We start from the raw sequence: 13150 nt of genomic DNA on the forward strand, positions 1-13150 counted from the left end.
GCCTGGCGGTGCGGACCGGTCAGCGGGCTGCTGTCACAGCATGCAGCTGACGCAGTTCTCGACCTCCGTACCCTCCAGTGCCATCTGGCGCAGGCGGATGTAGTAGAGGGTCTTGATGCCCTTGCGCCACGCGTAGATCTGCGCCTTGTTGACGTCGCGCGTGGTCACCGTGTCCGGGAAGAACAGGGTCAGCGAGAGGCCCTGGTCCACGTGCTGCGTCGCCGCGGCGTACGTGTCGATGATCTTCTCGTACCCGATCTCGTACGCGTCCTGGTAGTAGTCCAGGTTGTCGTTCGTCATGTACGGCGCCGGGTAGTAGACGCGGCCGAGCTTGCCTTCCTTGCGGATCTCGATCTTGGCCGGGACCGGGTGGATCGACGACGTTGAGTTGTTGATGTAGCTGATCGAACCCGTGGGCGGCACGGCCTGCAGGTTCTGGTTGTACAGACCGTGCTCCATGACCGAGGCCTTGAGCGCGCGCCAGTCGTCCTGCGTCGGGATCGCCACGCCGGCGTCGGCGAACAGGCGCGTGACACGCTCCGTGGCCGGCTTCCACTCCTGCTCGACGTACTTGTCGAAGTACTCGCCCGTGGCGTACTTGGAGTCCTCGAACCCGCCGAACTTCTGCTTCCGCTCGATCGACAGGCGGTTCGACGCCGCGATCGCGTGGTAGGCCACGGTGTAGAAGTAGATGTTCGTGAAGTCGATGCCCTCGTCGGAGCCGTAGTAGATGCGCTCCCGGGCGAGGTAACCGTGGAGGTTCATCTGGCCCAGGCCGATCGCGTGGCCACGCTCGTTGGCCAGCTTGATCGACGGGACGGACTCGATCGAGGTCTGGTCGCTGACCGCGGTCAGCGCACGGATCGCCGTGTCGATGGTGCGGCCGAAGTCCGGCGAGTCCATCGCCTTGGCGATGTTCAGCGAGCCCAGGTTGCAGGAGATGTCGCGCCCGACCTCGTTGTACGAGAGGTCCTCGTTGAACGTCGACGGGGTGGAGACCTGCAGGATCTCGGAGCACAGGTTCGAGTGGGTGATGCGGCCCTTGATCGGGTTCGCCTTGTTCACCGTGTCCTCGAACATGATGTACGGGTACCCGGACTCGAACTGCAGCTCGGCGAGCGTCTGGAAGAAGTCGCGCGCGCTGATCGTGGTCTTGCGGATGCGGTCGTCGGCGACGAGCTCGTCGTACTTCTCCGAGATGGAGATGTCGGCGAACGGCTTGCCGTAGACGCGCTCGACGTCGTACGGGCTGAACAGGTGCATGTCCGCGTTCTTCTTGGCCAGCTCGAACGTGATGTCCGGGATGACGACGCCGAGCGAGAGGGTCTTGATGCGGATCTTCTCGTCCGCGTTCTCCCGCTTGGTGTCGAGGAACCGCATGATGTCGGGGTGGTGCGCGTGCAGGTACACGGCGCCGGCACCCTGACGCGCGCCGAGCTGGTTCGCGTAGGAGAAGGAGTCCTCCAGGAGCTTCATCACGGGGATGACGCCCGAGGACTGGTTCTCGATGTGCTTGATCGGTGCGCCGTGCTCGCGGATGTTGCTCAGGAGCAGGGCCACGCCGCCGCCACGCTTGGAGAGCTGCAGCGCGGAGTTGATGCCGCGCGCGATCGACTCCATGTTGTCCTCGATGCGCAGCAGGAAGCAGGACACGGGCTCGCCGCGCTGCGCCTTGCCGACGTTGAGGAAGGTCGGCGTCGCGGGCTGGAACCGCCCGGAGATGACCTCCTCGACGATGTCACGGGCCGTCTGCTCGTCGCCGTCGGCCAGGCCGAGCGCGACCATTGCGACACGGTCCTCGAAGCGCTCCAGGTACTTCTTGCCGTCGAACGTCTTGAGCGTGTACGAGGTGTAGTACTTGAACGCGCCCAGGAACGTCTCGAAGCGGAACTTCTTGGAGTACGCGAGCTGGAACAGCTCCTTGACGAACGAGCCCGAGTACTTGGCCAGCACGGTCGGGTCGTAGTACTTGGCCTCGACAAGGTGCTCGAGCTTCGCCTCAAGGGTGTCGAAGTCGACGGTGTTCGGGTTCACGTGCTGCAGGAAGTACTGACGGGCCGCCTCGCGGTCCTTCTCGAACTGGATCTTCCCGTCCGGCCCGTACAGGTTCAGCATGGCGTTGAGCGCGTGATAGTCCAGCTGGAGTGACTCCAGGGGAATCTCAGTCAGGCTGAGAGGCTCAGTGGTTGTTGCTGCCAAAATCGTCCCAATCCGTTGCGGACGCGCGTGACGTCCTGCGCCGTTCCCAGAAGTTCGAAGGCGTACAGGTACGGGACATCACACTTCGCCGAGATGATGTCGCCGGTGATGCAGTACGCAGCCCCGAAGTTGGTGTTCCCCGCGGCGATGACGCCGCGGATGAGCGACCGGTTGTGTTCGTCGTTGAGGAACTTCCTCACCTGCCGCGGGACGGCCCCGCCCTCGTTGCCGCCACCGTAGGTGGGGGCCATGAGGACGTAGGGCTCGTCCACGCGCAGGAAGCCGTCGGCCGGGCGGAGCGGGATCCGGTGCACGGATATCCCCAGCTCTTCGAGAGCGAGCTTCTCGACGAACCTGTGCGTGTTCTCGGACACGCTGGAGAAGTAGACGAGAGAGCCCACGTCACGCCTCCTTGCCGACGTTGCAGCGGCTCGGCTCAGGCCGAAGCGGCTTCGCTCTTGTCCAGCACAGCAAGCGCGGCGACCGCGCTGATCTGGTCGGGGCGAAAGCCCGACCAGTGGGTGTCACCGGCCACCACGACCGGTGCCTGGAGGTAACCGAGGCCGCGGACCATCTCCAGCGCCTCAGCGTCCTGCGTGATGTCGACGACCGTGTACTCGACACCCTTGCGATCCAGTGCCCGGTACGTCGCGTCGCACTGGACGCATGCCGGCTTGCTGTAGACCGTGACGCTCATGTCCGCCTCCTCTGACCTCGAAGAACACCCGTGAACTTACGCCGGTGTGCTTTGTTCGCGGGTCTGCGTCTCCCGCTGCACCAAACACTACACCTAGGGTCTGACACTCGCTCGGTCACGACATGTAGTGGTTCGGGACGTGGTAGGCACTACGCCGGGAACGCTCGTGACGCTCATGGACCATGCTGCCACGAGCCTCTGACACCGCCTGGGAGGCCGCGCGCACGTGTTCCCGGGGCGCCGTCGGAGGAGCCGCCGGGACCGCACGAACGGGCTCCACGGCGGCCTCTCGGAGCCCGAAAAGAATCTGAGCCGACGGCGTGTCGCGCCCCTTCGGCGTGTCACCCGGACGGAGTTTGTCGGGCTCGCCACACGACGGACAGCCTCCACCGGGAATACCTCGCCGCCACCCCCGGCGGCCGCGCCCACCGGTGCCCGTGCGCGGCCGGTGCCGCACCCGCGGGAGCGGCTACCCGGTCGGTCCAGGGCGGTGCCAGCCGGCGTCGTCGACGCCGCCGGGCACGGCGGTGCCGGGGTCGTACGGAGCCCGCGTGAAGTGGAAGGTGCCGATGTCCAGTGCGACGGGCGCGCCGTCCGCCTCGACCACCCGGAGCCGCTCGCCCAGCCAGTAGCCGCCCTCGACGCCGCGCAGCTCGCCGCGGACGACGTCGAAGAGCGTGCCGCGGCCCCCGCTCTGCCCGGAGCGCAGGTCGACGCGCCCCGCGGCGTCGACGTGCACGACGAACGGGACAGGCCCCCAGTACCAGGTGCCGGCGATCCCGTTCGAGCCCGTCCGTGACGCCGTACGGGGCTCGTCGGGCACCGGCGATGCCGCGGGCGCCCCGTCGCCCTGGAACGCCGCCAGCAGGCCCGTCCCGTCGCCGAACCCGGCCGTGGACGAGCCGCACACCGCGACCACGTCCCCGGTGCCGACGTCGGCGCGAAGGTCGGCGGTGAACCCCGGCACCGAGCCGCCGTGCCCGACCGTGCGGACGGTGCCGTCCTGGCGCACGCGCACCCCGAGGCCGTGCGCGGTGGCCCACGGGCCGCCGGCGGGTCCGGCGTCGTCGACCACCACGCGCGGGACCGCCAGGTGCCGGCGCAGCTCCAGCGGGAGCACGGCCTCGCCGGCGTCGCGGTCGGCCTCGCCGCCGACGAGCCACATGCCGAACCGCACCAGGTCCGAGGGCGTGGACCACACCTCGCCCGCGGGACCCGCCGCGAGGTAGTCGGCGACCGGCTCGTGGTGCACCAGGTCGGCGTCCGGGTGCACGGCGTACCCGCGGACGTACGGGCCCACGGGGACCCGGCCGGTGGCGGTCATGCCCAGCGGCTCCCACAGCTCGTCGCGGAGCACCTTGTCCCAGGCGCCGCCGCGGACCACCTCGACCAGGCGGCCCAGCACGGCGAACCCGGGGTTGCTGTAGTGGTACCGCTCGCCCGGGTCCCAGAGCTGCTCGATGCCGGACCCGGTCAGCTCGTCCCATGTCGGCCCGCCGTGCCGCTCCCACCACGGGCCCGGGAACTCGGCCTGGAGCCCGCTGGTGTGCGTGAGCAGGTGCCGGATCGTGGCGTCGGGCGCCGGGGCGTCCGGCAGGTGCCGGCCGATCGGGTCCGCGAGCGCCACGGCGCCCTCGGACACCAGGCGCAGCACGGCCACGGCGACCATCGGCTTGGTGATCGACCCGATGCGGAACGCGTGCTCCGGCGTCGGACCACCGGCGATCGGGCCGCCCGCCGTCGGGCCGCCCGCCGTCGGGCCGCCCGGCGTCGGACCACCCGCCCAGGGGGCCGCGACCACCCGGGCCCAGACCACCTCTCCCCCGCGGCCGGCGGCCGCGGACAGTGCAGGCACGCGACCCGCCGCGCGCGTCCGGTCGAGGAGGTCGTCCAGGACGTCACCGTGCTCGTTCATGCGCAGAAGGTATCCCGTCGCCGGCGCCGTCATCACCGGTGCCCGTACTCGTCGGGTACGAACGTAGGGATCGTCGCCGCATACGGGCGCATGCGGCGACGATCCCTACGTTCGACGGCCCCGGGCCGGCGGCGCCGGGCCGGCGGCACCGGGCCCGGCGGGGCAGAACGTCAGGCCGGCGACACCTCGTCCACCATCGGCAGGGTGTTCGTCGTCGCCAGACGGCGGTACCAGTGCGCCGAGTCCTTCCAGGTGCGCTCCAGCGTGTCGTAGTCCACGCGGATGATGCCGAACCGGCGGTCGTACCCGTAGGCCCACTCGAAGTTGTCGAGCAGCGACCACGCGAAGTACCCGCGCACGTCCACGCCCTGGTCCCGGGCGAGCCCGAGCGCCTCGACGTGGTCGTGCAGGTACGAGACGCGCTCGACGTCGTGGACACGCGCCACGCCGTCCTCGACCACGACGGTGTCCGCGAAGGCGGCACCGTTCTCGGTGACCATGAGCGGCTGGTCGGGGTAGCTGTCGCGCAGCGAGACCAGCAGGTCCGTGAGGCCGGCCGGCTCGATGTTCCAGCCCATGGCGGTGTACGGGCCGGGCTGCGGCAGGAACTCGACGTCGTCGGCCGCGATCCACGGCGTGCCCGCGGAGTCCTTGTGCCCGTCGGCCTGCTGCCGCTCCCCCTCGCCGGAGAAGTGCCGCACGCGCGCCGTCGAGTAGTAGTTGACGCCCAGCACGTCGAGCGGCTGCGCGATGGCCTCCAGGTCGCCGTCCTGCACGAACGACCAGTCGGTCACCGAGGCGGTGTTCTCCAGCAGGTCCGCGGGGTAGGCGCCCTCCAGGACCGGCCCGAGGAAGGCCCGGTTGGCCAGCGCGTCCACCGTGCGGACGGCGCCCTGGTCCACCGCGGACGACGGGTCGTCCGGCCGGAACACGTGCAGGTTCAGCGTGATCGACGTCTTGGCGGTGTCGCCGAGCACCTCGCGGATCTGCTGGACGGCGAGGCCGTGCGCCAGGTTCAGGTGGTGCACCGCCTGGAGCGCGGCCAGGGGCTCCGTGCGGCCCGGCGCGTGCACGCCCGAGCCGTAGCCCAGGTACGCCGTGCACCACGGCTCGTTGAGCGTGGTCCAGACGTCGATGCGGTCGCCCAGCTCCTCGGCCATCTTGCGGGCGTACCGCGCGAACGCGTAGGCGGTCTCGCGGTTGGTCCAGCCGCCGGCGTCCTCCAGCTCCTGCGGGAGGTCCCAGTGGTAGAGCGTGACGACGGGCTTGACGCCCGCCGCGATCAGCCCGTCCACGAGGTCCGAGTAGAACCGGATGCCCTCGGCGTTGAAATCGCCGGAGCCGCCCGGCTGCACCCGCGGCCACGCGATCGAGAACCGGTAGGCGCCGAGGCCCAGGTTCTTGATGTGCTCGACGTCCTCCTGCCAGCGGTGGAAGTGGTCGTCGGCGACGTCACCCGTGTCGCCGTTCAGCGTCCGGCCCGGCGTGTGCGAGAACGTGTCCCAGATGGACGGGCCGCGCCCGCCCTCGGTCGCGCCTCCCTCGATCTGGTACGACGCGGTCGCCGATCCCCAGAGGAAATCGCCGGGGAAACTCCGTGCACTCACAGTGCCACCTCTCCCGGGCCGGTGGCCCGAACGGTCTTGCCTTCGTTCTCGACGCTCCATTCGCCAGGAGCGTCAGCACTGGTCACGTGCACGACGCCGGACTCGTACCGCACATGGAACGTCGCCGGGGCGCCGGTGCCACCGGGGACCAGGATCTCTTCGTCGAACCCTTCGGGCAGACGGGTGCAGCGTAACGTCACGCCCTCGGCCCACGCGTAGTCGGGCCGGTCGTCGCGCGCGCCGACGGGCAGCACCGTCCCGGGCCGCACCAGCACCGGCAGGGTGTCGAACCCGTGCTCCTCGGCCACCCAGCGGGACCCGCTGACCGTCGGGGCCAGTCCCTCCGCGGCGACCTCCGGCAGACGCGTCCACTCCCCCTCGGGCAGGTAGTACTCCGCGCGGGACTCGCCGAACACCGGCGCGACCAGCAGCGACGGGCCCAGCATGTACTGGGTGTCGACGGACGCCGCCGTCCGGTCCCCGGGGAACTGGAGCACCATCGGGCGCATGACGGGCAGGCCCTCCGCGGCGGCCACGTGGCCGGCCCGGCCGAGGTACGGCATGAGCCGCATCTTCAGCCGGGTGAACTTGCGCGTGACGTCGACGGCCTCGTCGTCGAACGCCCACGGCACGCGGTACGAGCTCGACCCGTGCAGGCGGGAGTGCGAGGAGAGCAGGCCGAACGCCGTCCACCGCTTGAAGACGGCCGGGTCGGGCGTGCCCTCGAACCCGCCGATGTCGTGGCTCCAGTAGCCGAACCCGGACAGCGACAGCGACAGGCCGCCGCGCAGGGACTCCGCCATGGACACGAACGTGGACTCGCAGTCGCCGCCCCAGTGCACCGGGAAGGCCTGGGTGCCCGCCGTGGCCGACCGGGCGAACAGCACGGCCTCGCCGCTGCCCCGCTCCTGCTCCAGCAGGTCGAACACCGTCTTGTTGTAGAGCGAGGCGTAGAAGTTGTGCATGCGCTGCGGGTCGGACCCGTCGTGCCAGACGACGTCGGTGGGGATGCGCTCCCCGAAGTCCGTCTTGAAGCAGTCCACGCCCTGGTCGAGCAGCACGCGCAGCTTGTCCTGGTACCAGGCGGCGGCCTCGGGGTTGGTGAAGTCGACCAGCGCCATGCCGGCCTGCCACTTGTCCCACTGCCAGACGTCGCCGTCGGCCGTGGTCACCAGGTAGCCCTTCTCCGCCCCCTCACGGAACAGGTGGGAGCGCTGGGCGATGTACGGGTTGATCCAGACGCAGACCTTCAGGCCGCGCTCGTGCAGACGGGCCAGCATGCCCTCGGGGTCCGGGAACGTGGCCGGGTCCCAGACGAAGTCGCACCAGTGGAACTGGCGCATCCAGAAGCAGTCGAAGTGGAACACCGACAGCGGGATGTCCCGCTCGGCCATGCCGTCGACGAAGCTCATGACCGTGGACTCGGAGTAGTCCGTGGTGAACGACGTGGAGAGCCAGAGCCCGTACGACCAGGCGGGGACGACGGCGGGCCGCCCCGTCAGCGCCGTGTACCGGCGCAGGATCTCGGCGGGGGTGGGCCCGTGGATCACGTAGTACTGCAGCGACTGCCCCGGCACCGAGAACTGGGTGCGGCTGACCACCTCGGAACCCACCTCGAACGACACCCGCTCGGGATGGGCCACGAACACGCCGTAGCCGCGGTCGGTCAGGTAGAACGGCACGTTCTTGTAGGCCTGCTCGCTGGCCGTGCCGCCGTCCTCGTTCCAGACGTCGACGCTCTGGCCGTTCTTCACGAACGCGCCGAACCGCTCGCCCAGACCGTAGACGTGCTCGCCGACGCTCAGCCCGAGCTGCTCGTGCACGAAGTCGCCCTCGGGCGTGCTGGCCAGCCCGACGCTCCGCGCCGACGAGGTGGTGAGCACCTCGCCGCCCGCCACGAAGTCGACCTGCCACTCGCCGTCGGTCGAGACGCGGGCCGTGAGGCCGCCCGACGTCAGCTCGGCGGGGCCTTCGCCCGGAGCGGCGGGGGTCACGACCTTGACCACGCCCGGCTCCCGGTTGACCGCGAAGTGCGGGCCGGGGTCGCGGCGGCCCTGGTGGTGCTCGATGCGGACGCCGATGACGTCGTCCGCCGGGGCGTCGAACGTGACGGTCACGAGCGGGCGGTTCAGGGTGTCGCCGCGCTTGGTGATCGGCGCGGTGGGCGCGTACACGGTCAGGGTCTCGTCGCCGGCCTCGACCGAGTCGACGTCGCGGGGCCGGAGCACCTCGACGCCGGGACGCAGCTGCCAGTAGCCGTCGGTGAATCTCATGACTGGAACCTCGTTGCTTCTCGCTCGGCGACGTGGGGCGTGCGGGACGCGCGGCGGGGCGCGGTCACTTGACCGCCCCCGCGGTCACGCCCCGGGTCAGGGTGCGCTGGAAGATCAGGAAGAAGATGACGGCCGGCACCAGCGACACGAGCGAGCCCGCGTTGATCGTGGGCGCGTCCATCATCCGGTCGCCCTGCAGGGACGCCAGGGCGATGGGGATGGTCTGGGTGTCGTTGCTGGTCAGCATGACCAGGGGGATGAAGAACTCGTTCCAGGTCCAGATGAAGAAGAAGATCATCAGCACCGAGAGCGTGGGCCGCACGATCGGGAAGACGACCTGCCAGAGGATGCGCCAGCGGCTCGCGCCGTCCAGGGCGGCCGCCTCCAGCAGCGCGGGCGGGAACGTGCCGAGCACGGACGACAGCAGGTACGTGCCGAACGCCGACTGGATGACGGTGAAGATGATGATCACCGACCACTGCGAGTTCGACAGGCCCACGGACTGCGCCATGGTGAACAGCGGGTAGATCAGCGCCTCCTGCGGCAGCATGTTCGCCAGCAGGAACAGGGCGATGATCCACAGCCGCCCCTTCACGCGGCCGATGCCGATCGCGTACGCGTTCAGCAGCGACAGCAGCGCGCCCAGCACGGCCACGACGGCCGAGATGAACACCGAGTTCCAGAGCTTGACCGGGAAGTCGGTGCGCTCCCAGAAGGCCACGACGCCGTCGAGATAGAGGCCCGACGGCAGGGACAGCGGCCCGTTGGCCGCGTAGTCCTGCGGCGACTTGAACGCGTTGAGCAGCATGATCCCGAACGGCGCGAGCACCGCGAGGCCCACCAGGACCGCGGCGGCCAGCACGAGCCAGCGGCCCGCGCCGCGCCGGTACCGGGAGTCGACGGCGGTGGCCCGCACCTGGGCGGGTCGCAGGTCTGTGGCGACGGCCATGTCAGACCCCCTCCCTCTCACGTCGTTCGGCCCGGTTCTGCAGGCCGAGGATGATCAGGGCCACGGCGACGATCACGAGCGTGAGCACCGTGGCGATCGCGGACCCGTAGCCGACCTGGGACTTGTCGAAGAAGTTCAGGTACGAGTAGTAGCTGGGCACCAGGGTCGAGCTCTCGGGCCCGCCGCGCGTCAGCACGTAGATGGGCCCGAACACCTTGAGCGCCGCGACCGTGCAGGTCAGCGTCACCACGAAGGTCTCGGGGCGGATCTGGGGCACCGTGATGGCCCGGAACCGGTCCCACCAGCCGGCGCCGTCGAGCTCGGCCGCCTCGTACAGCTCCGGGTCCACGCGCTGCAGCGCCGCCATGAAGATGACCACGGGGTAGCCCATCTGGACCCAGATCAGCACGAGCATCACCGACGGCAGGGCCGTGCTCGGGTCGCCCAGCCAGTTGGGCGGCGACTCGATGCCGATGCCCCGCAGGATCACGTTGAGCGCGCCCGTCTGGGAGTTCAGGATCCAGTTCCACAGCACACCCGCCACGGCGACGGGCAGGATCTGCGGCAGGTAGTACGTGGCCCGCAGCACCGACGAGACGCGCTCGCCGAACCGCCGTCCGAGGTAGTCGAACAGCACCGCCGCCAGCACCAGCCCCAGCAGCGTGGGCACCAGCACCATCGCGACGATCATCGCCAGCGAGTTGCCGAACGACGTCCAGAACTTGTCGTCGCCCAGCAGGTCCACGTAGTTGCCCAGCCCGTTCCAGCGCAGCGGCGCCATGCCGCCGCGCCACTTGAACAGGCTGAAGTACACGTTGGTCAGCAGGGGGTAGCCGATCACCACGCCGAACGCGACCGCGCCGGGCAGCAGGTAGGGCAGGTACCCCACCCACGGCGCCCGACGGCGGCGCGTCCCGCGCGGCGCGCGCGGGCGCTGGTCCGCCCGCGCGCGCCGGTCGGTCACAGCGGTGTCAGCCATCGAGCAGGTCGGCCTTGCCCTCGTCGTACGAGCTCTGCAGCCCGTCGAGCACCTCGGCCGGCGTCTTGGACCGGTTGACCAGGGACTGCAGCTCGCTGACGATCACGTCGTAGTAGCCGGCCACGGGCCAGTCGGGGTAGTACGCCAGGCCGTCCTCGTCCAGGATCGCCTGGAAGTTCTCGGTGAGCTCGCGCGTGCGCTCGTCCTCGATCACGGAGGCGTCACCCGCCACGGGCAGGCCGCCCTCGGTGGCCAGCACGTTCTGCACCTCGGGGCGCAGCGTGATGTCGATGAACTCCTCGGCCAGGCTCGGGGAGTCGGCGTTGGCCGGGACCACCCAGAGGTTGCCCGACGAGCCGGTGTGCAGCGTGTTGCCCGGGAAGTTGAACTGGCCCCAGTCGGCCTCGGTCTCGGCCGCGAGGCGGCCGAACCACCACGAGCCGCTGACCATGAGCGGGTAGGTGCCGTCGATGAACGAGACGCCCATGTCCTCGGCGGTCAGCGCCGCGGAGTCGGAGGCGATGTAGCCCTTCTCGATCCACTCGTCGAGCTTCTCGGTGGCCTGCGTCATCGCGTCGTTGTGGAAGTCGACGTCGTTCGCGAAGAGCTGGTAGTCGTCCACCAGGGCGCGGTCGCCGTAGGCGAGCACGAGCTCGTACCAGAGCTGGCCGAGCGGGTACTCGGCGCCGGCCTCGGCCAGCGGCGTGATGCCCTCCTTCTTGAAGGCGGCCAGCACGTCCTCGAACTCGTCGAGGGTGGTCGGCACCTCCAGCCCGAGGTCGGCGAGCATCTCCTTGTTGTAGTAGACGCCCACGAACTCGCCGTAGTTCGGCACGCCGTACCACTCGCCGGAGCCCATGAGGCCCTGCTCGTCGTACGTCGCCGTGGTCGCGAGCGAGCCGGACAGCTTCTCGTCCCAGCCGCGCTCGGTGGCGGCGTCGGTCAGCGGGGTCAGCAGGCCCTGCGCGGCGAGCTGGCCCGCGGTCGCGTTGCCCTTGTTGAACTCCATGACGTCGGGCACGTCGTCGCCCGTGAGCACGATCTTGGCGTTCTTCTGGATCTGCTCGAACGTCTGCTTCTCGACGTCGACCGTGACGTCCGGGTTCTCCTCCTCGAAGATCTCGATGGCCTTGGCCCAGGCCTTGCCCATCGCCGAGTCCTCGTTCTCGTAGTGCCAGATGGTGAGCGTGCTGTCGTCGGTGTCGCCACCGCCGCCGCCCTGGCCGGTGCAGCCGGCCAGTGCCATGGCGCCGGCCATCGCCGCCGCCACGACCGTCATCGTCCGCTTGTGCCTCATTGCATCTCCTTGGTCCACGTCCGAACTGCTGCGTCCGGATCGTCGAAGCGTTTCAACACGCTAAACCTAGACTCTCACGGATGTCCAGTGGCACTTTCGGTACGAAACGCTAGTCTTCTGTCGAAGCGCTTCCCCACCATGCGGCACACTGGTGTGCCGGCACCGCGCGCTACCTGCACCGGCACCGACCCGAAGGGAGCACCGTGGCTACGATCGACGACGTCGCGAGGACGGCGGGGGTGTCGACCTCGACCGTGTCCTACGTGCTCTCGGGCAAGCGACCCATCTCCGCACCCACCCGGGCACGGGTCGAGCGCGCCATCGAGAAGCTCGGCTACCGCCCCCACGCCGGCGCCCGGGCGCTGGCCTCCTCCCGCACCAACGTCATCGCGCTGATGGCGCCGCTCCGCGTGGGCGTGAACGTGCCGGTCATCATGCAGTTCGTGGCGGGCGTGGTCACCCGGGCGCGCGACTTCGACCACGACGTGCTGCTGCTGACGCAGGACGACGTGAGCGGCCTGGACCGCGTGACCGGCGGCTCGATGGTGGACGCGCTGGTCATGATGGACATCGAGGCCGACGACCCGCGCGTGCCCCTCGTGGCCGCCGCCAAGCAGCCCACGGTGCTCATCGGCCTGCCGCAGGACCCCGAGGGGCTGAGCTGCGTGGACCTCGACTTCGAGGCCGCGGGCCGGCTCGCCGTGCGGCACCTCGCCCAGACGGGCCACACCGACGTGGCGCTCATCGGCTCCCCGCCCGAGGTGCTGCGGCGGCACACCTCCTACGCCGAGCGCATGATGCGGGGCCTGCGCGACCAGGCCCGCGGGTCGGGCGTGACGGTCAAGGTGGAGGCGTGCGACTCGTCGCCGTCGGGCGCCGCGACCGCCGTGGACACGCTGCTGGCCACGGCCCCGGACACCACCGGCATCGTGGTGCACAACGAGGGCGCCCTGCCCCACGTGCTGTCCCGGCTGGCCGAGCGCGGCCGGGTGGTCGGCCGGGACATGTCCGTGGTGGCCGTGTGCCCCACGGACGTGGCGCTGTCCCAGCGCATCCCGATGACCAGCATCGACCTGCCCGCCGAGGGCATCGGCAAGGTGGCCGTGGACATGGTGATGGCACGCCTCGAGGGCGAGCAGCCGTCCGAGACCCGGCTGCTCGCCCCCGTGCTGACCGAACGGGAGAGCTCGGCGCCCGGCCCCGCCGCCGAGGACGGCTGACGGCGGGAGCGGGC

Annotated in this window: 10 protein-coding genes; 1 reads left to right on the forward strand and 9 read right to left on the reverse strand. The window is 70.0% G+C overall.

Annotated features, from left to right (window positions below; all coding sequences use genetic code 11):
* Positions 1–33 precede the first annotated feature (33 nt).
* The 9 genes from nrdE to AB0I29_RS15360 form a co-directional block, all read right to left on the reverse strand.
* A complete protein-coding gene (gene nrdE / locus AB0I29_RS15320) occupies positions 34–2160 on the reverse strand; it encodes a class 1b ribonucleoside-diphosphate reductase subunit alpha (RefSeq protein WP_285108448.1) in 2127 nt (708 codons plus the stop codon).
* 5 nt (positions 2161–2165) lie between these two features.
* Positions 2166–2600: a class Ib ribonucleoside-diphosphate reductase assembly flavoprotein NrdI gene (nrdI, locus tag AB0I29_RS15325; RefSeq protein ID WP_285108364.1), complete on the reverse strand. Its 435-nt coding sequence runs from the start codon at positions 2598–2600 to the stop codon at positions 2166–2168.
* Between the two features lie 35 nt (positions 2601–2635).
* On the reverse strand, positions 2636–2896 hold the full coding sequence (gene nrdH / locus AB0I29_RS15330; protein WP_285108362.1) for a glutaredoxin-like protein NrdH: 261 nt from the start codon (positions 2894–2896) through the stop codon (positions 2636–2638).
* A 469-nt stretch (positions 2897–3365) separates the two neighbouring features.
* A complete protein-coding gene (locus tag AB0I29_RS15335; protein ID WP_357482741.1) occupies positions 3366–4811 on the reverse strand; it encodes a serine hydrolase domain-containing protein in 1446 nt (481 codons plus the stop codon).
* A 170-nt stretch (positions 4812–4981) separates the two neighbouring features.
* Positions 4982–6418 carry a GH1 family beta-glucosidase gene (locus AB0I29_RS15340; protein ID WP_357482744.1) on the reverse strand — a complete coding sequence of 479 codons (1437 nt, stop codon included), beginning with the start codon at positions 6416–6418 and terminating at the stop codon, positions 4982–4984.
* Positions 6415–8691, reverse strand: coding sequence for an alpha-xylosidase (yicI, locus tag AB0I29_RS15345; RefSeq protein WP_357482747.1), 2277 nt, complete (start codon positions 8689–8691; stop codon positions 6415–6417). The genes AB0I29_RS15340 and yicI overlap by 4 nt, the downstream gene beginning before the upstream one ends.
* 64 nt (positions 8692–8755) lie before the next feature.
* Positions 8756–9640, reverse strand: a complete 885-nt coding sequence (locus AB0I29_RS15350; RefSeq protein ID WP_285108356.1) for a carbohydrate ABC transporter permease — start codon at positions 9638–9640, stop codon at positions 8756–8758.
* Position 9641: 1 nt separating this feature from the next.
* Positions 9642–10529, reverse strand: coding sequence for a sugar ABC transporter permease (locus AB0I29_RS15355; protein WP_285108446.1), 888 nt, complete (start codon positions 10527–10529; stop codon positions 9642–9644).
* An 82-nt stretch (positions 10530–10611) separates the two neighbouring features.
* The gene (locus tag AB0I29_RS15360; RefSeq protein ID WP_285108355.1) at positions 10612–11916 is read right to left on the reverse strand and encodes an extracellular solute-binding protein; all 1305 of its coding nucleotides are present in this window, start codon (positions 11914–11916) and stop codon (positions 10612–10614) included.
* Positions 11917–12119: 203 nt separating this feature from the next.
* Here AB0I29_RS15360 and AB0I29_RS15365 point away from each other — a divergent pair, with 203 nt between their 5' ends.
* Positions 12120–13136 (forward strand): LacI family DNA-binding transcriptional regulator, encoded by a 1017-nt coding sequence (locus tag AB0I29_RS15365; RefSeq protein ID WP_285108353.1) that lies wholly within the window; start codon positions 12120–12122, stop codon positions 13134–13136.
* Positions 13137–13150 lie beyond the last annotated feature (14 nt).

It is taken from the genome of Promicromonospora sp. NPDC050262, assembly GCF_040655935.1.
GTDB lineage: Bacteria > Actinomycetota > Actinomycetes > Actinomycetales > Cellulomonadaceae > Promicromonospora.